Raw genomic sequence first — 22,264 nt, 5'->3', positions numbered from 1 at the left:
GGGTCAGTCCACGGCCACCGAGTGCAGGATGCCCAGGGCGAGAGAGTCCCGGCCTTCGGCCTCGGATTCGGGCACCAGCCGGTGCGCAGAGACGGCGGCGAACAGGGCCTGCACGTCTTCGGGAAGCGCGTGGTCGCGACCGTCCAGCAGGGCCAGGGCGCGGGCGCCGCGAAGCAGGCCCAGTCCGGCGCGCGGCGACAGGCCGACCTGCACGCCGGGGTGCCGGCGGCTTTCCTGCAGCAGCGCCTGCACGTAGGCCACCAGGGCGTCACTGGCATGTACGTTGCCGACCGCGTTGCGCAGGGCCAGCACTTCGTCGGCCGACAGGCGCGGCATCGAGTGCGAGATGAGGTCACGGCGGTCGGCACCGGCCAGCATCTCGCGCTCGGCGTCGGCATCGGGATATCCAAGGTGCAGGCGCAGAAGGAAACGGTCCATCTGCGAGTCGGGCAGTGGGAAGGTGCCGGCAAGGTCCACCGGATTTTGCGTGGCGATGACAAAAAACGGCTGCGAGAGTGAATGCGTGGTGCCGTCGAGCGTCACCTGGTGTTCGGCCATGGCCTCGAGCAGGGCGCTCTGGGTGCGCGGCGGCGCACGGTTGATTTCATCCGCCAGCAGAAGCTGGGTGAACACCGGGCCGGGATGGAAGCGGAATTCACGCGCCGCCTGGTCGTAGATGGAGACGCCGATGATGTCCGAGGGCAACAGGTCGGACGTGAATTGCATGCGCTGGAACTCCAGGCCCAGGGTCGCGGCCATGGCGCGCGCCAGGGTGGTCTTGCCCAGGCCGGGCAGGTCCTCGATGAGCAGGTGTCCGCCGGCGAGCAGGGTGGTGAATGCCAGCCGCACTTCGCGGGGTTTGCCCAGCACGAGCTGGTTGACCTGGGCCAGGGCATCGTCAAGGGCCTGGCGGGTTCGCTCGGGTAGGATGTCGGCGTCTTTGGCCTGCGCGTGCATGCGTGCGTCCCGGCGTTGAGTTAAGGAAGGATACCTTGTGGATGCTGGCATGCGGACCGGTTCGAAACGCGTGAAGTTCCTCGTGCTGTGGGCCCTGCTGTTACTGGCGAAGCTGGTGCTGGCGGCGACCTTGCAGCCTTTCGGCGACGAAGCCTTTTATGCCTGGGAGGCGCGGCACCCGGCCTGGGTCTATTCCGATCTTCCCGGGCTGACGGCCTGGATCGCGTGGCTGGGCGGCCTGGTCGGCGGGTCGGGCGTCTTCGCGCTGCGCCTGCCGTTCGTGCTGCTTGGCGCGCTGCTGCCGTGGCTGGTCGTACGCATCACGTGGCGCTGGTTTGGCGCCGAGGCCGGCTGGCAGGCGGGCCTGCTGGCGCTGCTGATGCCGCTGGGCGGGCTGATGGGCCTGCTGGCCCTGCCGGACGTGCCGATGCTCGTTGCTGCGCTGTTGTGCCTGGACGCCTTCGCTTCGCTGATGCGACGGGTCACGACCTGGGGGCTCGTGCAGCTGGCGCTGGCGCTGGCCATGGGCGCGTTCGCGCACTATCGGTTTGCGCTGGTGGTGGTGGCTGGTGCCGCAGGCCTGGCCTGCACGCCCGCCGGCCGCGCCCTGCTGCGGCACCCCGGGCTCTGGGCCGCGCTGGCGCTGGGTGCCCTGGCCTGGGCGCCGGTGCTGGCCTGGAACCTTTCCCACGCGGGCGCCGGCCTGGGCTTCCAGTTCGTCGACCGCCATCCCTGGCAGCCACAGTGGCGTGGCCTGTGGTGGCCGCTGGTGCAGGGGCTGCTGCTGACGCCGCCGCTGGCCTGGCTACTGGGCCAGTCCCTGCTTGAGTGCTGGCGGCGCCGACGCGAGCCTGAGCCCGCCTGGTCCTTCATGCTGGGTCTGGGCCTGGTTGCGGTGCCCGGTTATTTCCTCTTCGGTTTTTTCACCGACGCCGAACGGGTGACCTTCCACTGGCCGCTGGCAGGCTGGCTTGCGCTGTGCTGCGTGGCGCCGCCCGTGCTGGCGCGCTGGCGACCGCTCGCGCGTGGCGTCCTGCATGCTGCGGCGGGACTTGGCCTGGCCCTGATGCTGGCGTACATGGCCCTGCTTTCCAGCGCCCAGGGCCGTGCCTGGCTGGCTGCCGGGCCGGCGTATGCCGACAACTTCAGCGGCTGGTCGGAGGCCGCCACGGCGGTGCGCGAGGACCTGCGCGCGATGCCGGCCGACACGCTGCTGGTGGCCGACAATTTCATGCTGGCCGCGCAGCTGCGGCTGGCGCTTGGTCGCGACGACGTGCGCGTGCTGCCGCATCCGCTCAATGAAAAACATGGCCGGTCGGTGCAGCTCGCGGACTGGGGCCAGCTCGTCGAGGGCGCCCTGGACGCATCGGGCCGGCCGGTGCTGCTGGTGGTCGAGGACACGGCGCGGCCGCTGCGCCTGCGACTGGCGGGTTACCGGCAACTGTGCGACCGGATCGGACGCCTGCCGGCGCCCCGGGTGCTGAACGTGGACCATGGCCGCAAGCGTTTCCTTCGCTTCGAGCTTGGGGAAGGGCCTGTGCCGGCGCTGGCGGAAGAATGCAGGCTGCCCGCGCTGGCCTGGCTCGAGGCCCCCGGCCATGGCGATACCCTGGCGCCGGGTGACCTGGTGCGCGGCTGGGCGCTCAAGCCCGGCAGCGCGATCACCCGGGTAGAAGTCCTGTTGGACGGCCAGGTCGTGGCGGAGGTGAGGCCCGGCTTGCCGCGTCCGGACGTGGCCACGTATTGGGCCCTGGCCCCGGCTGATGGCGACACGTTCGGCTTCAGCTTCGAAATGCCGGTCGTGCCCGGCGTGGCCGCCGGCCGGGCCTGGCTCGGGCTGCGCCTGGTCAGCGCCGAAGGCGGCGTCGAGCCGTGGCCGGCCCAGTTCGTGCAGTGGCGCCCCTCAGGGCAGCCGGAAGCCAGCGCGGCGCAGGGCGGCCGACAGGGTGATCAGAGGTAGCCCCACCAGGGCGGTGGGGTCGCGGGTATCGATGGCCTCGAACAGGCTGATGCCCAATCCTTCGCACTTGAAGCTGCCGGCGCAGTCCAGCGGCTGTTCGGCGGCCAGGTAACGCGCCACTTCGTCCCGGTCCAGCGCGCGGAACCGCACCACGGTGAGGTCCTCGCCCGCGAACATGCCGCCATCGGCCTGCCGGAACAGGCAGAACGCGGTATGGAAGTGCTGCTCCCGGCCGGAGGCCGACAGCAACTGGGCCGTCGCCGTCGCGACGTCGCCGGGTTTGCCCACTGGCTGGCCGTCGCGTTCGGCCACCTGGTCCGAACCGATGACCCAGGCCTCGGGATGGGCCGCCGCCACCGCGCGGGCCTTGGCTTCGGCCAGGCGGCGGGCGAGTGCCGGCGGACTTTCTCCGGGGCGCGGGCTTTCGTCCACGTCCGGCCGGGCGACGCTGAAGGGCAGGGCGAGGCGTTCGAGCAGTTCGCGCCGGTAGCGCGAGGTGGAAGCCAGGATGAGCGGAGTCACGGCTTCGATGCGGGCCGGCGCAGGGTGGGCGGCTCGCGAACGGCGGCTTGTTCGTTGGCTTCGGTAGCCTTGGCCAACTCGGCGCCGGCGCGCTCGAGCTCGGCCAGGCCGCTGGCCAGGCGCTCACGGGCCCGGTCAAGGGCGGCGCAGGCGGCATCCAGTTCGGCCTGGCGGGCGGACTGGCCATGGTATTTGATCCAAAGGCGGTGCTGGAGCAGGTCGCGCTTGGCTTCGCGCACCGGCAGGGCGCTTTCGAGCGAGGCCTGGGCGACGGCGGCCATGTCGGCAGGTACCCGCCCGACCACGGCCTGCAGGGACTGCATGCGCACCTGGCTACGGTTCAGCAGGCCTTCCATTTCGTCGGCGAGGTCCAGCAGGCGGACCAGGCTGCGGTCCCGCCGCCTACCGCGCAGGATCCACCAGAGCAGGGCGGCGACCAGGGCCAGGCTGGCCAGCCCGAGGGTTATGAGGGTATCCATGCGGTTTCCGTTGGCTGCAGGCAGTCTGCACCAGGCCTGCGGCGGGCGGCAAACCCTTGTTGGTGCAACTACTTGGGTTTGACATCGGTAGGGGTGGAGCCTAAAATCCCGCGCTTATGTCCGCTCCCTTGCCCCCTGTGCTCGATGCCTGGCGCATGGTTGCGGCCAAACGGCTGTTCGATGGCCACCTTCCGCTGTCCGGGATGCCCCGGTTGCGTCCGGTGCTGGCGGATGCCGAGGGAGATTGCCGGTTCGAGGTCGAATTCGGCGTGGACGCGATGGGAATGCGCTACGTCGAAGTGCGTGCCGAGGCCGAATTGCCGCTGCTGTGCCAGCGTACGCTCGAACGGTTCCTGTATCCGGTGCGCATAGACCAGCGCCTGGGCCTGATTACCGACGAGTCGCAGGAAGCAGCCTTGCCGGAGGGCGTCGAACCCCTCCTGCTCGATGCCAGTGGCGAGCTCAACCCTGCCGGCCTGGTCGAGGACGAACTGATCCTCGCCGTGCCGGTGGTACCGATCGACCCCGCTTCTGCGGAAATCGAGGCCAACTGGCCCGACGAAGCCGAAGAGGATGAGAAACCAAACCCTTTCGCCGCGCTCGCCGCGTTGAAGGAACAGAAGAAGTAGTTGGAGACAAGCCATGGCCGTCCAGAAATCCCGTGTTTCCCCGTCCCGCCGCGGCCAGCGCCGCGCGCACGACTCGCTCACCGCCAAGCAGCTGGCCACCGACCCGACCACGGGCGAGACCCACCTGCGTCACCACGTCACCAAGGACGGCTACTACCGCGGTCGCAAGGTCATCGCGACCAAGACCTCGGTGGTCGAGGAAGACTGAGGCCGTTGGCCGCACCCTGCCGTCGCGGGGGTGGCCTGACGTGAGCCTTGCGCGGCGGGCCAGGCCCGCCGCGTGCGTTTTTGACGGTTGGCAGAGGAAGTGACCATGGCCGTGTTCTCGCGTATCGCCGGTACGGGCAGCGCCCTGCCGGAAAAGGTCCTGACCAACAAGGACCTCGAACAGTTCGTCGAAACCAGCGACGAATGGATCGCCACGCGCACCGGCATCCGCCAGCGCCACGTCGTGGTCGAAGGCGAAACCACCGCCGATCTCGCCGAGCGCGCCGCGCGTGCGGCCATGGAAGCCGCCGGCGTCACCGCCGACGAGCTCGACATGATCGTCCTGGGCACCACCACGCCCGACCTGATCTTCCCGTCCACGGCCTGCCTGGTGCAGCACCGCCTGGGTGCGAACGGCTGCGCCGCGTTCGACGTCAACGCCGCCTGCTCCGGCTTCATCTACGCGCTCAGCGTCGCCGATGCCTTCGTGCGCTCGGGGAATGCCCGCACCGTGCTGGTGATCGGCGCCGAAACCCTGACCCGCATGCTCGACTGGTCCGATCGCAATACCTGCGTGCTGTTCGGCGACGGTGCCGGCGCTGTGGTGCTCAAGGCCGATGCCGAGGCAGGCATCCTCTCGACCCATCTGCATGCCGACGGCGGCAAGAAGAACCTGCTTTACAACCCCGTCGGCGTCTCGGTGGGCTTCAAGCCCGAAGAGAAGAACGCCGGCGTGCGCGTGCTGATGACGGGCAACGAAGTCTTCAAGCATGCGGTCAAGGCGCTGGATTCGGTCGTTGACGAAACCCTGGCCGCCAATGGCCTGGACAAGTCCGACCTGGATTGGCTGATCCCGCACCAGGCCAACCTGCGCATCATCGAAGCCACGGCCAAGCGGCTGGAAATGCCGATGGAGCGCGTCATCGTCACCGTGCACAAACACGGCAACACCTCCTCGGGCTCGGTGCCGCTGGCGCTGGACGAAGCCGTTCGCTCGGGCAAGGTGCAGCGCGGCCAGCTGCTGCTGCTCGAAGCCTTCGGCGGCGGCTTTACCTGGGGCTCGGCGCTCATCCGCTACTGACCATGGCGGCCACGCGCGTCCAGCGCGAAAGCTGGCAAGGCCAGGTCGCCTGGCGCAAGACCTATTCCGATGGCGGCCGCCGCCGCCGGGTCGCCGCGCTTCGCTGGGTGGCGCGGCGCCTGGGCGCGAACGCGCTGCTGGCGCCGATGCCGATCTCCCCCGAACTGGCCTGCCTGACCGAGCAGGCCATGATCAATCGCCTCGCCGCGCTTGGTGCGCACGTGCCGCCGCTGCTGGCCGTGGCCGAGCGCGAGCTCCTGCTCGGTGACCTGGGTCCGACCCTGGCCATGGCCTGCCGCGCCGAACCCGACGCCGGCAAGCGCCGCCAGCTGGTGCAGCTTGGACTGGACGCGCTGGCGCGACTGCATGCCAGCGGCGGCTACCTGAGCCAGGCCTTCGCGCGCAACATGACCCTGCGCGATGGCCGCGTCGGCTTCATCGACCTCGAGGAAGACCCCTGCACCATGATGTCGCTGCCGGCAGCGCAGGCGCGCGACGTGCTGTTCTACGCGCACTCGACCGCGCGATTCCTGTCGGGCCAACCGGGCGAGCACGCGCGCCTGCTGCAGGCCCACCTGGTGCACGAAGCGCCGGAAGTGCGGCGCGAAGTCGCACGCACGGCGTCGGCGCTAGCCTGGCTGGCGCCGCTGGCGAGGCTGTTCGGCCGGCGCTCGCGCGATGTCGCCGAAGCCCTGGCCAGCCTGGCACGCGCCACCGCCTGACCCTACGCGGCGGTACAGACGGTTTGGCGACTGCCTCGCTTATCATTCTCCGATTACGCAGACCGGACCGCCGATGAGCCAGACCATCGCTTTCGTGTTTCCCGGACAGGGTTCCCAGTCACTGGGCATGCTGGCCGAACTTGCCGCCGCGCACCCCGAGGCGCGTGCTGCCTTCGACGAAGCTTCGGAAGGTGCCGGCGTGGACCTGTGGGCGCTGTCGCAGCAGGGTCCCGAGGACCAGCTCAACCAGACCGAATTCACCCAGCCGGCCCTGCTTGCCGCCGGCGTGGCGACCTGGCGCGCCTGGTGCGCGCGGGGCGGTGCCCGCCCGCAGCTGCTCGCTGGCCACAGCCTGGGCGAGTACGCGGCGCTGGTCGCCGCCGGCTCGCTGACGCTCGCCGATGCCGCCCGCCTGGTGCGCGAGCGCGGCCGGCTGATGCAGCATTCGGTGCCCGCGGGCACCGGTGCCATGGCGGCCGTGCTCGGCACCGAGGACGACCTGGTCGCCGACGTCTGCGCCGCGGTGTCGGGTGACGACATCGTCGTGCCGGCCAACTTCAACTCGCCGGGCCAGGTGGTCATCGGTGGCCACGCCGCCGCGGTGGACCGTGCGATCGCCGAGCTGCAGGCGCGTGGCGTGCGCAAGCTGGTGAAGCTGGCGGTGTCGGTGCCTTCGCACACGCCGCTGATGCGCGAAGCGGCCAACCGCCTGTCCGAAGTCATGGCTCGCATGGACTGGCGGGAGCCCCAGTTGCCGGTGGTGCAGAACGTGGACGGCGAAGTGCACGAAGGCGTGCAGGCCATCCGGGACGCGCTGGTGCGACAGCTCTACCTGCCGGTGCGCTGGACCGAATGCGTGCAGGCCCTGGTTGCGAAGGGTGCGACCCGGGTCGCCGAATGCGGACCCGGCAAGGTGCTCACCGGCCTGGCCAAGCGCATCGACAAGTCCCTCGACAGCCGCGCCATCGGCGCGCCCGCCGATTTCGATTCCGCCTTGTCGGACTGGAAAGACTGAAACACGACTCTGGAGTACGACGATGTCCGAACAACTCAAAGGCGAGATCGCGCTGGTGACCGGTGCGAGCCGTGGAATTGGCGCAGCGATCGCCGACGAACTGGCCGCCATGGGCGCCACCGTCATCGGCACCGCGACCAGCGATGCCGGCGCGGCCGCGATCGGCGAACGCCTGGCCGCCTCCGGCGGAGCGGGGCGCCGGCTCGATGTGTCGTCCAGCCCGGATGTCGAAGCGGTGCTCGACGAAATCGCCAAGTCCTTCGGGCCCGTCTCGATCCTGGTCAACAACGCCGGCATCACCCGCGACAACCTGCTGATGCGAATGAAGGACGAGGACTGGCAGGCCATCCTCGACACCAACCTCAGTTCGGTCTTCCGCACGTCCAAGGCGGTGATGCGCGGCATGATGAAGGCGCGCAAGGGCCGGATCATCAACATCGCCTCGGTCATCGGCGTCACCGGCAATGCCGGCCAGGCCAATTACGCGGCGGCCAAGGCCGGCATCATCGCCTTCAGCAAGTCGCTGGCCAAGGAAATCGGCAGCCGCGGCGTCACGGTGAACGTCGTGGCTCCCGGATTCATCCAGACCGACATGACCAAGGACCTGCCGGAGGCTTCCCGAGAGGCGCTGGTGGGCCAGATCGCCCTGGGTCGCCTGGGTGAACCGACGGACATCGCCCGGGCGGTGGGCTTCCTCGCCAGCCCGGCCGCGGCCTACATCACCGGTGAAACCCTGCACGTAAATGGCGGCATGTATATGCCCTAAGCCCTTGTGGCGGCTGGATTTGCGTTAGAATCCCGCTACCCGATCCCAGGCCGCGGCGCGACCGGCGCCCGCCGCGGCCGGCATTTGATTACAATGCGCCCGCAAACATCCCTCCGGGAGGAGACAGATCCATGAGCAGCATCGAAGAACGCGTCAAGAAAATCGTCATCGAGCAGTTGGGCGTGAAGGAAGAAGAAGTCACCGTGAACGCCTCGTTCGTGGACGACCTCGGCGCCGACTCGCTGGACACCGTCGAGCTGGTCATGGCCCTCGAGGAAGAGTTCGAGTGCGAGATCCCGGACGAAGAGGCCGAGAAGATCACCTCGGTCCAGCAGGCCATCGATTACATCAAGGCCCACGTCAAGGCCTGATCGCCTGACGGAAGTTACGCCGGGGCCGCGCTTGCGCGGCCCTGCGCGTTTGCGGCATCCGGCCCAAATGTCGGCATGATCGCCGGCGCACGTGCGGCCCGGCCGCACACCCTGAATCCATCGCGGAGTTTCGCCATGAGTCATCGTCGCGTCGTCGTCACCGGCATGGGCATCGTCTCGCCCATCGGCAATACCCTGGCTTCGGCCTGGGAAAGCATCGAGGCCGGCCGAAGCGGTATCGGCCAGATCACCCACTTCGATGCCTCGGCCTACGCCACCCGCATCGCCGGCGAGGTGCGCGATTTTGATGCCAAGTCCTTCCTGCCTCCGAAGGACGTCAAGAAGATGGACACCTTCATCCACTACGGACTGGCCGCCAGTTTCCAGGCGCTGGACGACGCCGGCCTGGAGGTGACCGACGACAACGCCGAGCGTATCGGCGCCCTGGTCGGTTCGGGCATCGGCGGCGTGCGTGGCATTGAAGACACGGCCATCGCCCTGCACGAGGGCGGCCCGCGCAAGATTTCCCCCTTCTACGTGCCCAGCACCATCATCAACATGCTTCCGGGCCAGCTGACGATCCTCAAGGGCATCAAGGGTCCGAATTTCTCGGCCGTTTCGGCCTGTGCCACGGCCAACCATTCGATCGGCATGGCCATGCGCATGATCCAGTACGGCGATGCCGACATCATGGTGGCCGGCGGCGCCGAACATGGCTGCACGCCAACCTCGGTCGGTGGCTTCTGTTCCATGAAGGCCATGTCCACCCGCAACGACGACCCGACCCGGGCCTCGCGGCCCTGGGACAAGGACCGCGATGGTTTCGTGCTGGGCGACGGCGCCGGCATCCTGATCCTGGAGGAGTACGAGCACGCCAAGGCCCGCGGCGCCCGCATCTACTGCGAGCTCGCCGGTTTCGGCGCCAGCTCCGACGCCTTCCACATGACCGCGCCAAGCGAAACCGGCGACGGTGCCGCGCGCTGCATGCGCGCCGCGCTCAAGGACGCCGGCGTCAACGCCGAGCAGGTGGGTTACCTCAACGCCCATGGCACGTCCACGCCGCTGGGCGACCTGGGCGAGACCCTGGCGATCAAGAGCGCGCTGGGCGAGCACGCCTACCAGACCATGGTCAGTTCCACGAAATCCATGACCGGCCACCTGCTTGGCGCCGCTGGCGGCGTCGAGGCGGTGTTCACCGTGATGGCGCTGCACACCGGCGTTGTCCCGCCGACCATCAACCTCGACGAGCCCGGCGAAGGCTGCGACCTCGACTACGTGCCCAATACCGCCCGCCAGGTGCAGGTGGACGTGGCCGTTTCCAACGGCTTTGGCTTCGGGGGCACCAACGGCAGCCTGGTGTTCAAGCGGCTCTGAACCCGGCAGCCCCGGCCCCCGCGATGCCGACCCTCGCGCTGCCGCCGGGCACCGACCTGCTGCGGCTGCAGGCGGCGGACCCGGCGGTTTTCCCGCTGCTGCTCGAAAGCGTCGCGGGCGGCAATTCGCTTTCGCGCTGGGACCTGCTGCTGGCTACCGACGGCGACGGCCTGCGCCTGGACGTCGACGGCCACGTGCGTACGCTCGCCGATGGCGCCGTGGTCGGCCAGGACTTCCTGCAGGAGCTTGATGCCCGCTGGTCGGCGGCCCGGCAGCCGCCCGCCGACCCGGTGCTGCCGTTCCGGGGCGGCTGGGCCCTGTTCTTCGCCTACGAACTTGCGTCACAGGTGGAAGCAAGGCTGCGGCTGCCGCTGGCGCCCGGCCCCTTGCCGGTGGCGATCGCCTGGCGCTGTCCGGCGGCGGTGCTGCGCGACCGCGAAAGCGGCCAGTGCCTGGCCGTCGCCGAAGAGGGCTCGGCGCACTGGCTGGATCGGCTGGCCGGCGCGGCCATGGCCCCGCAGGCCGGCGGCTTTCCGCCACCCGTGCTCGAAGAAGACCGGCCCGGCCGTTTTACCGACGGGGTCGCGCGCATCCACGACTACCTGCGCGCCGGCGACGTCTTCCAGGTGAACCTCTCGCGGGCCTGGCGCGCCCGCTTCGAATCGGCGCCCGACCCGGCGGCCGTGTACGCCCGCCTGCGCGAGAACAACCCCGCGCCTTTCGCCGGCCTGATGCGCTTCGGCGACGCCGCACTGCTGAGCTCGTCACCCGAACGGCTGGTGTCGGTGCGCGGCCGTCGCGTGGACACGCGCCCGATCGCCGGCACCCGCCCACGCTTCCCCGGCGACGACGACCAGGCCCGCATCCGCGACCTGGTCGGCAATCCCAAGGAGCGCGCCGAACACGTGATGCTGATCGACCTCGAGCGCAACGACCTGGGCCGCGTCTGCGAACCCGGCAGCGTGCGCGTGGACGAACTGATGGGCGTGGAGAGTTACGCGCACGTGCACCACATCGTTTCCAACGTCACCGGCACGCTGCGTGAGGACGCCACGCCGGGTGCGGTGGTGCGCGCCGTTTTCCCCGGCGGCACCATCACCGGCGCACCCAAGGTGCGTTGCATGGAAATCATCGCCGAGCTCGAGGGCGAGGGACGCGGCGCCTACACCGGCGCCTTCGGCTACCTGGGCCATGATGGCGACATGGACCTGAACATCCTGATCCGCAGCGCCTGGCTGGACGGCGACCAGCTGCAGTTCCGCACCGGCGCCGGCATCGTCGTGGATTCGGACGCGGACCGCGAGCTCGAGGAGACCCGCGCCAAGGCGCGCGGCCTGCTGCTGGCGCTGGGAGCCGCGGAATGAGCGCGCTGGCCACCCGCGTTTTCCGCGGCCAGGCGCGCGTGCCGGCGATCGACCCTGCCGATCGTGGCCTGGCCTACGGCGACGGCCTGTTCGAAACCATGCGGGTGGCCGCCGGAGGCATCCCCTGGTGGGACGCCCACCTCGCGCGGCTGGCCCGGGGCGCGGGCATGCTGGGTTTCCCGCTGCCGGACGCTGGCTGGCTGCGGGCGCAGGCCGGGGAGTTGCTTGAGGCCGCACCGGCCCAGGCCGTGCTGAAACTGCTGGTGACCCGCGGCGCGGGCGGCCGCGGCTACGCGCCACCCGCCGCACCCGAGCCTGCCCTGGTGCTTTCCGTGCATTCCCTGCCGCCGACGCCGGGCCCGCTGCGCCTGCGCTGGTGCAAGACGCGGCTGTCGCTGCAGCCGGCGCTGGCCGGCATCAAACACCTCAACCGGCTCGACCAGGTGCTGGCCCGCGCCGAGTGGCAGGATCCCGCCATCCACGATGGCCTGATGCTCGATGCGCGCGGTCACGTTGGCTGCGCCACCTCGGCCAACCTGTTCGCGCGCATCGATGGCCGCTGGCTGACACCTTCGCTGGCCGACGGCGGCGTGGCCGGCCTGGCGCGGGCCTGGGTGCTGGCCAATGCACCCGACGCCGGGCAGGCCACGCTGCGGCCGCAGGACCTGGCTTCGGCCGAAGCGCTTTTCCTGTGCAATGCCGTGCGCGGTATCCTGCCCGTCGGCCAGCTCGACGCGTCGCACTGGCCGCCGCACCCGGCAACCGAATCCTTGCGCCGGGACCTGGGCCGCGAACTGTCGGCCGCCTGACCGGAGCCCCCCTTGCCGAAGTCTTCGTCGCACAAACTGCTCAAGGCCCTGGTGGCGCTTTCCCTGCTGGTCGCGGTCGCCCTGGGCGGTTGGTTCTGGCAGCGCTACGAGGGTTTCGCCAATGCCCCGATCGCCCTGGCCCAGTCCGAGCGCATCCTGGTGGTCGAATCGGGCGATGGTTTCCAGGACATCCTCGACAAGCTGCGCGAACTTGGCGTGCGCGAAGGCCACGACCTGGAATGGAAGGCCCTGGCCCACGAAATGAAGGTGGTCTCGCGCCTGCAGGTGGGCGACTACACCATCCGCCACGGCATCACCCCGGCCGAACTGCTGCGCAAGCTCGAACGCGGCGACGTCATCCACTATCGTTTCACCATCGTCGAGGGCTGGAACCTGCGCGAACTGCGCGCGGCCCTGGCCCGCGACGAGCGCATCAGGCAGACCCTTGCCGACACCAGCGACGCGGCGATGATGACGGCCCTGGACCGCGAGGGCGTGCATCCGGAAGGCCGGTTCCTGCCCGAGACCTACCATTTCACCCGCGGCATGAGCGACCTCGACCTGCTGAGGCGGGCGCTGCTGGCCATGGACAAGGCACTGGCCGATGCCTGGGAGAGCCGCCTGGACGACCTGCCGCTGGAGACGCCGGACCAGTTGCTCACGCTCGCTTCGATCATCGAGAAGGAAACCGGCAAGGCTTCGGAACGACCCGAGATCGCCGGGGTGTTCGTGCGCCGCCTCAAGCTGGGAATGCGCCTGCAGACCGATCCGACCGTCATCTACGGCATGGGCAGCGCCTATGCCGGCAACATCCGCCGCAGCGACCTCACCACCGACACGCCCTACAACACCTACACCCGCGGCGGCTTGCCGCCGACGCCGATCGCCATGCCCGGCCGCGCCGCGCTGGAAGCGGCGGCGAAGCCACTGCCCGGCAATACCCTGTACTTCGTTTCGCGCGGGGACGGCAGCCATGTTTTTTCATCCACGCTGGCCGAACACAACCGCGCCGTGGCCTGCCACCAGCTCAAGCGGTGCCGCTGATGGCGGGTATCTTCATCAGCCTGGAAGGCGGCGAGGGCGCCGGCAAGTCCACCGTGCTGGCGGCGCTGCGCGACGTGCTGGCCGGGGAGGGGTGGGACGTGGTCTGCACGCGCGAACCCGGCGGCACGCCCGAAGGCGAGGCCATCCGCGACCTGCTGCTGGCGCCCGGCCGCGACCTGGTGCCGGAGGCCGAACTGCTGCTGATGTTCGCCGCGCGCGCGCAGCTGGTGCGCCGGGTCATCCGACCAGCGATCGAACGCGGCGCCGCGGTGCTGGCCGACCGGTTCACCGACGCGAGCTTTGCCTACCAGGGCGGCGGCCGCGGGCTTGATGCCGGCCATATCGCCGAACTCGAGCGCTGGGCCGCGGGCATCAGGCCGGACCTGACCTTCCTGCTCGACGTCGGCGTGGCCCAGGGCCTGGAACGTGCACGATCGCGCGGCGGCGAACCGGACCGCATCGAATCCGAGCGCGAGGATTTTTTCGAACGCGTACGCGGCACCTACCTGGCCCGCGCCGCCGCCGAACCACAGCGATTCCGCGTGATCGACGCCAGCCAGCCGGCCGATGCCGTGCGCGATGCCGCCGTCGCCGCCCTGCGTGCCTGGCTGGGACAGGCGCGGTGAACCCGCTCGCGCCCTGGCAGCAGCGCCAGTACGACCAGGCCATCGGCGCCCTGGCCGAAGGCCGGCTCGGCCACGCCCTGCTGCTGATGGGGCCGGCGATGATGGGAAAGCGCGACGTCGCGCTACGGCTGTCGCGACGCTTGCTGTGCGCCACGCCGGCGGCCGACGGCCAGGCCTGCGGCGCCTGCCGCGGCTGCCGTCAGTTCGAGGCCGGCACCCACGCCGACTTCAAGCACGTCAGTTTCATCCCCAACGACAAGGGCGACAAGCTGCGCAGCGAGATCGTGGTCGACCAGATGCGCGCCCTGGGCCAGTGGTTCGCGCTGACGCCGCAGTTGGGCGGCGCCCAGGTCGCGCTGGTCGAACCGGCGCATGCGCTCAACACCGCCGCCGCCAACGCCCTGCTCAAGACCCTGGAGGAACCCGCGCCCGGGCGTTACCTGCTGCTGGTGACCGACCAGCCGGGCCGGCTGCCGGCGACCATCCGCAGCCGCTGCCAGCGGCTGGAGTTCCGGCTGCCGCCGCGTGGGGAGGCCGAGGCCTGGCTGGCCCAGAAGGGACACGGCCCGCAGGCACGCCAGCGGGCACTGGACGCCGCGCGTGGCCACCCCGGCCTGGCCGCCGACTGGCTCGACGGTGACCACCTGGCCCTGCGCAGCGAGGTGATCGATGAACTGGGCGCCCTGGCGGAAGGCCGGCGCGCCCCGGTCGAACTGGCGGGCGCCTGGCTGGGCGACGAACAGGCGCCGCTGCGCCTGCGATTCGCCGCCGAAGCCGTGCTCGACGGGCTTTCCCACCGGCTGGCGGGGGCGCCGGCGCCGGGCTTGACCCTGCCCGGCGATTTCCAGAAGCTCTCGGCATGGTTCGACGCCGCCAACCTGCTGCGCAACCAGTTGCGGCTGCCGGCGCTGCGCCACGACCTGGCGCTGGCCGGGCTGCTGCTCGAATGGCGTAGCATGTTCAAGGACACGGCAAGGACGGGAGCACGACGATGATCGGAGGCGGCGCGGGCGCGAGGCAGGGCATCCTGTCCCTGGCCATCAAGGACAAGGCGGCGCTCTACAACGCCTACATGCCTTTCGTGAAGGGGGGCGGCATCTTCGTGCCCACCACCAAGCGGTATGCCCTGGGCGACGAGGTGTTCATCCTGCTGTCGCTGATGGAAGAAAAAGACCGCCTGCCGGTGGCCGGCAAGGTCGTCTGGCTCACGCCTGCGGGGGCGCAAGGCAACCGTGGCGCCGGCATCGGCGTACAGTTCGCCGACACCGCCGAGGCCGAAGCCGTGAAGGGCAAGATCGAAACCTTCCTGGCGGGCACGCTGGAAGCCGACAAGCCCACGCACACCATGTAGCCGCCGGGCTCAGCCCATCCGGCCGCTGAGCCACAGTCCCAGCACCAGCCCCGCCGAGCCCAGCAGCAGGCCCAGGATGGCGCCGATGCGGCTGTTGCGCCGTTCGCGCGCCTGCCGCCGCGCGGCGCCCACCGGGTCGAGCTCGCGTTCCCGGGCGCGGCGCGGGGCAAGTACCCGGGGCAGCCACACTGCGCACAGCAGGACGATGCCCGCCATGAAGCCCACGGACAGGGCCAGGTGCGGCATCCAGCCGGGCACCTTCGCCAGCAGGGTGATGCCGACGCTGAAACCAAGCACCATCAGGCTGCCGACGGCGCCGTAGGCGAGCAGGCCTCGCCGCTCCCGGTCGTCGAACGGTGCGCGCAGGTAGGGGCGGATACCGCCCCACAGGCCGGCCAGTCCGCCGATGACGCCCAACGCCGCCGCGCCGAAGGCACCCAGGCCAAGCTTGGCCAGGCCCTTGGCACCGCCGAGCGCTCCGGCGCCCAGGGCGGTGGCTGCAGCGGCCGGTGGCGCGGCGATCGCGAGCGCCGTCGCCACCGCCGTGGTGAAGGCCAGTCCCGGCGCCGTGCCGCGGGCGAAGCTGCCCAGCCGCTCCAGCAGTTCGCCGCGCACCCGGTCTCGGGCGCGCTGCAGGCGCTTGCGCACGGCGGCGTCCTGCAGGCCCAGCAGGCCGGCGACCTGGCGCGAATTCTGGCCTTCGCGGTAATACAGCAGAAGTACCTCGCGGCTTTCTTCCGGCAGGCTGTCGATCACCGCGGCGGCAATGTCGTGTTCCTGGCTCTCCGCGGCCTGTTCGCAGGGCGGTGGATGCGGGTCGGCGACCTGGGCCAGCAGCCCCTCGACGTCACCGCCGGGTTCACGCCGCCGGGCCTGGGCACGCAGGTGGTCGCGGGCGAGGTTGCGGGTGATCTGGCGCAACCAGGGCAGGAAGCTGTCGGGGTTCTGCAGCCGGCGCAGGTTCTGCCAGGCCGACAGGAAGGCCTCCTGGGCGACGTCTTCGCTGGCGGGGACGTCGCGCACGATCGCCAGTGCGATCGAGGCCACGGTGCCCTGGCAGGCGGCGACGATGCGGCCATAGGCCTCCGGGTCGCCGCGGGCGGCGGCCGGCAGGTGGGCGTGGATCAGGCTTTCGACGAGGTCGGTGCTCACGGCGTGCTCCGGCTTGGATTCATACCCAGGACGCCGCGCAGGGGTCGGGTGTGACCGGGGTCAGGCCAGGAACGTCCGGGCGGCCATCACCACCCCGGTGAGCAGCACCGCCACCAGCAGCAGGATGCGCAGCTTGGACACCTTGCGGCCGGGGTCGTTGGCCGCAGGGCCGCGGAACTGCAGCGGCGCGGGCACGTAGCCACCGGCCTGGCTGCTGGTTTCGAGCAGGCCGGCATCGTGCAGGATCTCGCGCGCCTTCTTGAAATCGTCCGGGCGAACCACCCACACCGACGGCTGCTGGCTGGGGTCGTGGTTCTTGTTCGAATAGCTGAACTCGCGGCGGCTGTTGCCCTTCCAGGTGCGGCCGCCGTTGATCTTGGTCTGGATGCCGGCCTCGTTGAGCAGTTTTTCGACCGCTTCGACGTTCTCCAGCCGCACGGACGTGAATACCTGGCGCATCAGTTCGGGCTCCATGCTTCGGGCAGTACCCGGATAAGGCCTTCCTGGGCGGTGGAGGCCACCAGCCGGCCGTCACGCGCATAGATCTGGCCGCGGGCGAGGCCGCGGGCGCCCTGGGCGCTGGGGCTGTCGAGCGAATACAGCAGCCAGTCGTCGGCGCGGAACGGGCGGTGGAACCACATGGCGTGGTCGAGCGAGGCCATCTGCACGTTCGGCTGGTAGTAGCTGATGCCGTGCGGGAAGGTGGCGGTGCCGAGCAGGTGGAAATCGGAAGCGTAGGCCAGCAGGGCCTGGTGAAGCACGCGCGAATCGCCCACTTCACCGGTCAACCGGAACCACACCTGCTGGTAGGGCGGGCGCTTGGGCGGCTTGACCTCGTCGCGCGGATAAACCGGGCGGATTTCGAAGGGGCCCATGCGGGAAAGCCAGCGCTGCGCCTTGGCCGGCAGCTGGGCCAGCTGGTCGGGCGTGGGCGCCGGCACCGGCTCGATGTCCTCGGGCGGCGGCACGGTCGGCATGGCCAGCTGGTGTTCGTTGCCCGGCTCGTCTTCCTGGAAGGACGCGGCGAAGACGAAGATCGGCTTGCCGTGCTGGATGGCGGTGACGCGGCGCACCGAGAAGCTGTTGCCGTCGCGGGTGCGGTCGACGTCATAGACGATGGGGTTTTCGACGTCGCCTGCACGCAGGAAGTAAGCGTGGATCGAATGCACGTGGCGATCGCCGGCCAGCGTCTGCTGGGCCGCGGACAGGGCCTGGCCCAGCACCTGGCCGCCGAAGACGTATTTGGTGCCGATGTCGCGGCTCTGGCCGCGGAACAGGTTGTCTTCAAGGCGCTCGAGGCGCAGCAGGTCCACCAGTTCGGCGGCGACGGAAGCGGTCATGGTGACTCCGGGGTTCGGCCGCGGATTATACCCGGCCGCCTAGGGCCGGATGCGTTCGAGCGGCACCGCGTCGAGCACCTTCGACCAGGGGAATCGGGGCCCCGGGTCGCGTTTTCGGAAGACCAGCTGGTGCAGGTTGTCGCTGGCCGGCACCTGGGCCTGGTCCAGGTCCTCGTGGCCGGCGATGAATTCCAGCGACGGGAACTGATGCCGCAGCCAGGCCAGCAGGCCCAGCAGGGCGGCGACCTGTTCCTCGGTATAGGGCTCTTCCATGGTCTGGCGGCGCGAATCGAGCCAGTCGGGATAGCGCCCGCGGTTGACCAGCTCGATGCCCACCGACCGTTCGTTGTAGCTGCGCGTGTGGTGGGCGATTCGTTCGGGCCGGACGAAGACATGGATGCTGCCGTCGCGGTCGATGTAGTAGTGGCCGCTGTTGCCGGTGCCGCCTTCGTAGAGCGCGCGCTCGCCGTATTCGCGGGCGCTGGCGAGGTCGGGCAATTCGGTGCAGTGGATGACCACCAGGTCGATGCTGGCGCCGGGACGGGCCTCCAGGCGATCTTCGTAGGGCAGGGGCCAGGGCTTGAAATCGGGTTCTGGCGGCAGGTCCGGGATCATGGCCGCATGCTAACATCGCGACCGTTTCCGGAGTCCCCCATGCCGTTTCCCGCCGACCACGCGCCATGACTGGCCACGTCATCATCTCGCATGGTCTCGAAAGCGGCCCCGAGGCCAGCAAGGCGGCCGCGCTGGCGCGGGTCGCCGGCCAGTTGGGCTGGACCCACGAACGCCCCGATTACCGCGATCTCGACGTGCTCGGCCCGCTGGGCGACGTCAGCGGCCGTATTCGTCGCCTGGCCGAACGCGCCCATCTGGCTGCCCGCAAGCCGTTGGTGCTGGCCGGTTCAAGCATGGGCGCCTTCATTTCCGCGCATGTCTCGCGCGAGGTGCCGGTCGGCGGCCTGTTCCTGATGGCGCCACCGGTGGCGCTGGACGTGGCGCCGCACCTGCTCAAGGCGGCCATGGTGCCGACCCGCATCATCCACGGCTGGGAAGACGAACTGATCCCGGCGATGGACGTCGCCCGCTGGGCGCAGCGCCGGCTGGATCCGCTGCTGCTGGTGCCCGACAGCCATCGCCTGGCCGCGCACGTGGAGTTTTGCGCCGAAGAGTTCGGTCGATTCCTGCAGATGCTGTCCTCATGAGGTTCTTCGCCGCCTGCGCCAAGGGCCTGGAGTACCTGCTGGCCGACGAACTGGTGGCCCTGGGCGCCACCCGCGCCAGCGCTGCGCTGGCCGGCGCCAATTTTGAAGGCGAGCCCGAGGTGGCCTACCGCGCGGTGATGTTCTCGCGCCTGGCCAGCCGCGTGCACTGGCCGCTGGCGGAGTTCGACTGTGCCAACGAAAACGACCTCTACCAGGGCGTGCATGCCATCGACTGGGCCCAGCACCTGGACGCCGAGGGCACGCTGGCGGTGGACGCGCACGTGTCGGGGCCGGCGCTGACCCACGAACGCTACGCCGCCCAGCGGACCAAGGACGCCATCGTCGACCGCATGCGCGCCGCCCACGGCGTGCGCCCCTCCGTGGACACCGACAGCCCGGACCTGCGCATCAGCCTGGTGGTGCGCAAGGGTCGCGGCATCGTTTCGATCGACCTTGGCGGCGGTCCGCTGCACCGCCGCGGCTGGCGCCAGTCGCAGGGCGAGGCGCCGCTGAAGGAAAACCTGGCGGCCGGCATGCTGGTGCGGGGTGGCTGGCCGAAGATCTACGCCGAAGGCGGCGCACTGCTCGACCCGATGTGCGGCAGCGGCACGCTACTGATCGAAGGCGTGCTGATGGCCGCCGACGAAGCGCCCGGCCTGCGACGCCTTGCCGGCACCCTGCCCACGCGCTGGAAACAGTTCGACGAAAGCCTGTGGTCGCGGATTGAATCCGAGGCCCGGCAGCGCGCCGAGGCGGGCCGGGCGGCCCTGCGTCAGGTGTTCTTCGGTGCCGACCTCGACCCGCGTGCGCTGCAGTCGGCGGTGGCCAATGCCGATCGTGCCGGCGTCGCCGAGTGGATTTCGCTTGAACGCCGGGACATCGGTGCGCTGGTCGCGCCCGGCCCGGCGCGTGGCCTGGTGGTCTGCAATCCGCCCTACGACGCCCGCCTGGCCGCCGATCCGGCGCTGTACCGGGCCCTGGGCGATGCCCTCCGTTCGGCGGTGCCGGACTGGCGCGCGGTGCTGCTGTGCGGCTCCCTGGAACTGGCCCAGGCCACCGGCCTTCGTGCCGGCAAGCGCTACGCCTTCTTCAACGGCGCGCTCGAATGCACGCTGGTGGTGTGCGACCCCGTGCGACCTCCGGAGCGGGCGCCGCGCGAGGCCAGGCCGCTGGGCGAGGGTGCGCAGATGGTGGCCAACCGCCTGCGCAAGAACCTCAGGCACCTGAAGTCCTGGCGCGAACGCGAGGGCGTGTCCTGCTTCCGTGCCTACGACGCCGACCTGCCGGAATACTCCGCGGCCGTGGACGTCTACAACGAAGACGGCGGCGACGCCCGGCTGTTCGTCCACGTGCAGGAATACGAAGCGCCGCGCAGCATCCCCGAGGCTGACGCACGGCGCCGTTTCGGCGAACTGCTCGATGCCGTGCGCGACACCTTCGGCGTGCCGCCGGCGCAGGTTTCGATCAAGACCCGCGCGCGCGGCAAGGGCGGCAGCAAGTACGGCAACATGGACCGTCGTGGCGAAACCTTCGTGGTTCGCGAGGGCGATGCCCGCCTGCGCGTGAACCTGTTCGACTACCTCGACACCGGGCTGTTCCTCGACCACCGCCCGATCCGCCGGCGCATCGCCTCCGAAGCCGGCGGCAAACGGTTCCTCAACCTGTTCTGCTACACCGGGGCCGCGAGCGTGCAGGCGGCGGTGGGCGGCGCGGCCGAAACCACCAGCGTCGACCTGTCGGCCACCTACCTGGAATGGGCGGCGGCCAACCTGGCGCTCAACGGCGCCACCGGCCGCCAACACCGCCTGGTGCAGGCGGACGCCATGGCATGGCTCGATGCCGACCGAGGCCAGTACGACCTGGTGTTCTGCGACCCGCCGACGTTTTCGAACTCCGCACGCGCGGAGGATTTCGACACCCAGCGCGACCATGTGCGCCTGCTTCGCGCCGCCATGGCCCGGCTGGCGCCGGGCGGCGTGCTGCTGTTCTCGAACAACTATCGCCGCTTCCGGCTCGATGAGGTCGCGGTGGCGGAGTTCGCCCAGGCCCGGGAGATCACCCCGGAAACGATCGCGCCGGACTTCGGGCGCAATCCGCGCATCCATCGCTGCTGGGAACTGCGCCGGGCCTGAGGCCGGCCACGGGCCTAGTTTTCGCCGCGCCTGTCGTCGCCGGCCTGCAGCGCTTCGAGCCAGGCGGCATCGTCCAGACGCTCGACGCGCTGGATGCGGCAGCGCTGGTGCCCCGAAACCACGTACTCGCCGATATGGCCGCACACCCGGTTGTTGATGCTGTCGCCTACGAAGCGCAGCTCCGGGGAGGTGCCGAGCAAGAAGCAGGGCTCGGCCAGCACGACCCGATACTTGCGGTTGCCGGCGTCAACCAGCAGGGTGCTGTCGTCAACGTCATTCCAGCTGCGCGCGCGCGCCGGGTCCAGGCACTCGCTGGGATGGGCCGTCACGCCCGCGGAGGGCGGCCCCGCGCCCGTGCCGGCGCAAGCCGCAAGGAAAATGAGGGCCAGCAGGGACAAGGCGTGACGCATGGCGGTTGCCTCGATCGGGGTCCGTGCCCCAGTGTGGTCCGGAATCACTTAACCTGCATGAAACGAACCGGCCGGCATTATCCTTTGAAGATGGATCGAAACCCACACTCAGCGCTGGCACAGACCTGGACCTTCTTTCGCCAGTGGCTGAAGAACCCCCGTGGCGTCGCCGCCATTTCCCCCTCGAGCCAGCAGCTGGCCCGGCAGATGATGTCCGAGCTGCCGCGCGGCGCACGCCGGGTGATCGAACTGGGCGGCGGCACCGGTGTGTTCACCCGGGCCCTGCTTGGCCAGGGCATCGCCCCGGCCGACCTGCTGGTGCTCGAGCTCAACGAGGAGCTGCACCAGCACCTGCAGCGGCACTACCCGCAGGTGCACGTGGCTTGCGCCGACGCCCGGGACCTGGCCGACGTGGCCCGGGCCCACGGTTTCCACGGCGAGACGCCGGCCGACGCCATCGTGTCGGGCCTTGGGCTGCTTTCGATGCCTCGTCCGACCCAGCAGGCCATCCTCTCGTCGGCTTTCGAATGCCTGCAGCCGCAGGGTCGCTTCGTGCAGTTCACCTACGGCCCGGCCAACCCGGTGGGCAGGGAAGTGCTTGATGCGCTCGACCTCACCGCCCGGCGCGGCAGTTTCACCTGGTGGAACGTGCCGCCGGCGACGGTGTACGTGTATACGCGGCGCGTCTCGCGCGCCATCAAGCCGCGTTCGATGCGCTGACCGCCCTTCGGGCAGCCCAAGCCGGCGGGGC

26 protein-coding genes are annotated in these 22,264 nt (G+C 70.1%); 18 read left to right on the top strand and 8 right to left on the bottom strand.

What is annotated here, in order from left to right:
• Positions 1-3: 3 nt before the first annotated feature.
• A complete protein-coding gene (locus tag ACYVJH_RS05295) occupies positions 4-957 on the bottom strand; it encodes an AAA family ATPase (RefSeq protein ID WP_460453593.1) in 954 nt (317 codons plus the stop codon).
• Between the two features lie 49 nt (positions 958-1,006).
• Here ACYVJH_RS05295 and ACYVJH_RS05290 point away from each other — a divergent pair, with 49 nt between their 5' ends.
• Complete coding sequence (locus ACYVJH_RS05290; protein ID WP_460453592.1) at positions 1,007-2,917, top strand: ArnT family glycosyltransferase; 1,911 nt, start codon at positions 1,007-1,009, stop codon at positions 2,915-2,917.
• Here the strand turns inward: ACYVJH_RS05290 and ACYVJH_RS05285 are convergent.
• A complete protein-coding gene (locus ACYVJH_RS05285) occupies positions 2,861-3,439 on the bottom strand; it encodes a Maf family protein (RefSeq protein WP_460453591.1) in 579 nt (192 codons plus the stop codon). The genes ACYVJH_RS05290 and ACYVJH_RS05285 overlap by 57 nt on opposite strands.
• A complete protein-coding gene (locus ACYVJH_RS05280; RefSeq protein WP_460453590.1) occupies positions 3,436-3,918 on the bottom strand; it encodes a hypothetical protein in 483 nt (160 codons plus the stop codon). The genes ACYVJH_RS05285 and ACYVJH_RS05280 overlap by 4 nt, the downstream gene beginning before the upstream one ends.
• A 116-nt stretch (positions 3,919-4,034) precedes the next feature.
• On the opposite strand from ACYVJH_RS05280, the gene ACYVJH_RS05275 reads away from it, so the two are divergent.
• From ACYVJH_RS05275 to ACYVJH_RS05210, 14 genes are all read left to right on the top strand, one after another.
• Complete coding sequence (locus ACYVJH_RS05275) at positions 4,035-4,547, top strand: YceD family protein (protein ID WP_460453589.1); 513 nt, start codon at positions 4,035-4,037, stop codon at positions 4,545-4,547.
• A gap of 13 nt (positions 4,548-4,560) precedes the next feature.
• Positions 4,561-4,755: a 50S ribosomal protein L32 gene (gene rpmF, locus ACYVJH_RS05270; RefSeq protein ID WP_188661456.1), complete on the top strand. Its 195-nt coding sequence runs from the start codon at positions 4,561-4,563 to the stop codon at positions 4,753-4,755.
• Positions 4,756-4,860: 105 nt separating this feature from the next.
• Positions 4,861-5,835 (top strand): beta-ketoacyl-ACP synthase III, encoded by a 975-nt coding sequence (locus ACYVJH_RS05265; protein ID WP_460453588.1) that lies wholly within the window; start codon positions 4,861-4,863, stop codon positions 5,833-5,835.
• 2 nt (positions 5,836-5,837) lie between these two features.
• Positions 5,838-6,557, top strand: a complete 720-nt coding sequence (locus ACYVJH_RS05260) for a BUD32 family EKC/KEOPS complex subunit (protein ID WP_460453587.1) — start codon at positions 5,838-5,840, stop codon at positions 6,555-6,557.
• Between the two features lie 73 nt (positions 6,558-6,630).
• A complete protein-coding gene (gene fabD, locus ACYVJH_RS05255; RefSeq protein ID WP_460453586.1) occupies positions 6,631-7,572 on the top strand; it encodes an ACP S-malonyltransferase in 942 nt (313 codons plus the stop codon).
• Positions 7,573-7,594: 22 nt separating this feature from the next.
• Positions 7,595-8,338 carry a 3-oxoacyl-ACP reductase FabG gene (gene fabG, locus ACYVJH_RS05250; RefSeq protein WP_460453585.1) on the top strand — a complete coding sequence of 248 codons (744 nt, stop codon included), beginning with the start codon at positions 7,595-7,597 and terminating at the stop codon, positions 8,336-8,338.
• Positions 8,339-8,469: 131 nt separating this feature from the next.
• On the top strand, positions 8,470-8,709 hold the full coding sequence (gene acpP, locus ACYVJH_RS05245) for an acyl carrier protein (protein ID WP_034210536.1): 240 nt from the start codon (positions 8,470-8,472) through the stop codon (positions 8,707-8,709).
• A gap of 135 nt (positions 8,710-8,844) precedes the next feature.
• The gene (fabF, locus tag ACYVJH_RS05240; RefSeq protein WP_460453584.1) at positions 8,845-10,083 is read left to right on the top strand and encodes a beta-ketoacyl-ACP synthase II; all 1,239 of its coding nucleotides are present in this window, start codon (positions 8,845-8,847) and stop codon (positions 10,081-10,083) included.
• A 23-nt stretch (positions 10,084-10,106) separates the two neighbouring features.
• Positions 10,107-11,447 carry an aminodeoxychorismate synthase component I gene (locus tag ACYVJH_RS05235; RefSeq protein WP_460453583.1) on the top strand — a complete coding sequence of 447 codons (1,341 nt, stop codon included), beginning with the start codon at positions 10,107-10,109 and terminating at the stop codon, positions 11,445-11,447.
• A complete protein-coding gene (gene pabC, locus ACYVJH_RS05230) occupies positions 11,444-12,256 on the top strand; it encodes an aminodeoxychorismate lyase (RefSeq protein ID WP_460453582.1) in 813 nt (270 codons plus the stop codon). Before ACYVJH_RS05235 ends, pabC begins: the two co-directional genes overlap by 4 nt.
• Before the next feature lie 12 nt (positions 12,257-12,268).
• Complete coding sequence (gene mltG, locus ACYVJH_RS05225; protein WP_460453581.1) at positions 12,269-13,300, top strand: endolytic transglycosylase MltG; 1,032 nt, start codon at positions 12,269-12,271, stop codon at positions 13,298-13,300.
• Positions 13,300-13,926: a dTMP kinase gene (gene tmk, locus ACYVJH_RS05220; RefSeq protein ID WP_460453580.1), complete on the top strand. Its 627-nt coding sequence runs from the start codon at positions 13,300-13,302 to the stop codon at positions 13,924-13,926. The genes mltG and tmk overlap by 1 nt, the downstream gene beginning before the upstream one ends.
• Positions 13,923-14,921 carry a DNA polymerase III subunit delta' gene (locus ACYVJH_RS05215; RefSeq protein WP_460453579.1) on the top strand — a complete coding sequence of 333 codons (999 nt, stop codon included), beginning with the start codon at positions 13,923-13,925 and terminating at the stop codon, positions 14,919-14,921. Before tmk ends, ACYVJH_RS05215 begins: the two co-directional genes overlap by 4 nt.
• Entirely contained in the window at positions 14,918-15,277 is a 360-nt protein-coding gene (locus ACYVJH_RS05210) for a PilZ domain-containing protein (RefSeq protein WP_460453578.1), read from the top strand. Before ACYVJH_RS05215 ends, ACYVJH_RS05210 begins: the two co-directional genes overlap by 4 nt.
• A 9-nt stretch (positions 15,278-15,286) precedes the next feature.
• On the opposite strand, the gene ACYVJH_RS05205 is transcribed toward ACYVJH_RS05210, so the two are convergent.
• The 4 genes from ACYVJH_RS05205 to ACYVJH_RS05190 are packed head-to-tail and all read right to left on the bottom strand — an operon-like array spanning position 15,287 to position 18,384.
• The gene (locus ACYVJH_RS05205) at positions 15,287-16,429 is read right to left on the bottom strand and encodes an RNA polymerase sigma factor (RefSeq protein WP_460453577.1); all 1,143 of its coding nucleotides are present in this window, start codon (positions 16,427-16,429) and stop codon (positions 15,287-15,289) included.
• 60 nt (positions 16,430-16,489) lie between these two features.
• Complete coding sequence (locus ACYVJH_RS05200; protein ID WP_460453576.1) at positions 16,490-16,888, bottom strand: pathogenicity-like protein; 399 nt, start codon at positions 16,886-16,888, stop codon at positions 16,490-16,492.
• Positions 16,888-17,769 (bottom strand): acyl-CoA thioesterase II, encoded by an 882-nt coding sequence (gene tesB, locus ACYVJH_RS05195; RefSeq protein WP_460453575.1) that lies wholly within the window; start codon positions 17,767-17,769, stop codon positions 16,888-16,890. The genes ACYVJH_RS05200 and tesB overlap by 1 nt, the downstream gene beginning before the upstream one ends.
• Before the next feature lie 39 nt (positions 17,770-17,808).
• The gene (locus tag ACYVJH_RS05190; protein ID WP_460453574.1) at positions 17,809-18,384 is read right to left on the bottom strand and encodes an N-acetylmuramoyl-L-alanine amidase; all 576 of its coding nucleotides are present in this window, start codon (positions 18,382-18,384) and stop codon (positions 17,809-17,811) included.
• Between the two features lie 65 nt (positions 18,385-18,449).
• Between ACYVJH_RS05190 and ACYVJH_RS05185 the strand changes: the two genes are divergently transcribed.
• Both ACYVJH_RS05185 and rlmKL read left to right on the top strand, forming a co-directional pair.
• Entirely contained in the window at positions 18,450-18,971 is a 522-nt protein-coding gene (locus ACYVJH_RS05185; protein WP_460453573.1) for a hypothetical protein, read from the top strand.
• A complete protein-coding gene (rlmKL, locus tag ACYVJH_RS05180; protein ID WP_460453572.1) occupies positions 18,968-21,103 on the top strand; it encodes a bifunctional 23S rRNA (guanine(2069)-N(7))-methyltransferase RlmK/23S rRNA (guanine(2445)-N(2))-methyltransferase RlmL in 2,136 nt (711 codons plus the stop codon). Before ACYVJH_RS05185 ends, rlmKL begins: the two co-directional genes overlap by 4 nt.
• A 14-nt stretch (positions 21,104-21,117) precedes the next feature.
• On the opposite strand, the gene ACYVJH_RS05175 is transcribed toward rlmKL, so the two are convergent.
• Complete coding sequence (locus ACYVJH_RS05175) at positions 21,118-21,513, bottom strand: DUF6491 family protein (RefSeq protein WP_460453571.1); 396 nt, start codon at positions 21,511-21,513, stop codon at positions 21,118-21,120.
• Positions 21,514-21,603: 90 nt separating this feature from the next.
• Between ACYVJH_RS05175 and ACYVJH_RS05170 the strand changes: the two genes are divergently transcribed.
• The gene (locus ACYVJH_RS05170; RefSeq protein ID WP_460453570.1) at positions 21,604-22,233 is read left to right on the top strand and encodes a class I SAM-dependent methyltransferase; all 630 of its coding nucleotides are present in this window, start codon (positions 21,604-21,606) and stop codon (positions 22,231-22,233) included.
• Positions 22,234-22,264: the final 31 nt, after the last annotated feature.

This window comes from Arenimonas aestuarii (assembly GCF_054781715.1).
This window is presented reverse-complemented; position numbering and strand designations above follow the sequence as displayed.

Excerpts from the sequence above, each read along its gene's own strand:
- ACYVJH_RS05295 (WP_460453593.1), bottom strand. The coding sequence starts at position 957 with ATGCACGCGCAGGCCAAAGACGCCGACATCCTACCCGAGCGAACCCGC.
- ACYVJH_RS05290 (WP_460453592.1), top strand. The coding sequence starts at position 1,007 with ATGCGGACCGGTTCGAAACGCGTGAAGTTCCTCGTGCTGTGGGCCCTG.
- ACYVJH_RS05280 (WP_460453590.1), bottom strand. The coding sequence starts at position 3,918 with ATGGATACCCTCATAACCCTCGGGCTGGCCAGCCTGGCCCTGGTCGCC.
- ACYVJH_RS05275 (WP_460453589.1), top strand. The coding sequence starts at position 4,035 with ATGTCCGCTCCCTTGCCCCCTGTGCTCGATGCCTGGCGCATGGTTGCG.
- rpmF (WP_188661456.1), top strand. The coding sequence starts at position 4,561 with ATGGCCGTCCAGAAATCCCGTGTTTCCCCGTCCCGCCGCGGCCAGCGC.
- ACYVJH_RS05265 (WP_460453588.1), top strand. The coding sequence starts at position 4,861 with ATGGCCGTGTTCTCGCGTATCGCCGGTACGGGCAGCGCCCTGCCGGAA.
- ACYVJH_RS05260 (WP_460453587.1), top strand. The coding sequence starts at position 5,838 with ATGGCGGCCACGCGCGTCCAGCGCGAAAGCTGGCAAGGCCAGGTCGCC.
- fabD (WP_460453586.1), top strand. The coding sequence starts at position 6,631 with ATGAGCCAGACCATCGCTTTCGTGTTTCCCGGACAGGGTTCCCAGTCA.
- fabG (WP_460453585.1), top strand. The coding sequence starts at position 7,595 with ATGTCCGAACAACTCAAAGGCGAGATCGCGCTGGTGACCGGTGCGAGC.
- acpP (WP_034210536.1), top strand. The coding sequence starts at position 8,470 with ATGAGCAGCATCGAAGAACGCGTCAAGAAAATCGTCATCGAGCAGTTG.
- fabF (WP_460453584.1), top strand. The coding sequence starts at position 8,845 with ATGAGTCATCGTCGCGTCGTCGTCACCGGCATGGGCATCGTCTCGCCC.
- ACYVJH_RS05235 (WP_460453583.1), top strand. The coding sequence starts at position 10,107 with ATGCCGACCCTCGCGCTGCCGCCGGGCACCGACCTGCTGCGGCTGCAG.
- pabC (WP_460453582.1), top strand. The coding sequence starts at position 11,444 with ATGAGCGCGCTGGCCACCCGCGTTTTCCGCGGCCAGGCGCGCGTGCCG.
- tmk (WP_460453580.1), top strand. The coding sequence starts at position 13,300 with ATGGCGGGTATCTTCATCAGCCTGGAAGGCGGCGAGGGCGCCGGCAAG.
- ACYVJH_RS05210 (WP_460453578.1), top strand. The coding sequence starts at position 14,918 with ATGATCGGAGGCGGCGCGGGCGCGAGGCAGGGCATCCTGTCCCTGGCC.
- ACYVJH_RS05200 (WP_460453576.1), bottom strand. The coding sequence starts at position 16,888 with ATGCGCCAGGTATTCACGTCCGTGCGGCTGGAGAACGTCGAAGCGGTC.
- tesB (WP_460453575.1), bottom strand. The coding sequence starts at position 17,769 with ATGACCGCTTCCGTCGCCGCCGAACTGGTGGACCTGCTGCGCCTCGAG.
- ACYVJH_RS05190 (WP_460453574.1), bottom strand. The coding sequence starts at position 18,384 with ATGATCCCGGACCTGCCGCCAGAACCCGATTTCAAGCCCTGGCCCCTG.
- ACYVJH_RS05185 (WP_460453573.1), top strand. The coding sequence starts at position 18,450 with ATGACTGGCCACGTCATCATCTCGCATGGTCTCGAAAGCGGCCCCGAG.
- rlmKL (WP_460453572.1), top strand. The coding sequence starts at position 18,968 with ATGAGGTTCTTCGCCGCCTGCGCCAAGGGCCTGGAGTACCTGCTGGCC.
- ACYVJH_RS05175 (WP_460453571.1), bottom strand. The coding sequence starts at position 21,513 with ATGCGTCACGCCTTGTCCCTGCTGGCCCTCATTTTCCTTGCGGCTTGC.
- ACYVJH_RS05170 (WP_460453570.1), top strand. The coding sequence starts at position 21,604 with ATGGATCGAAACCCACACTCAGCGCTGGCACAGACCTGGACCTTCTTT.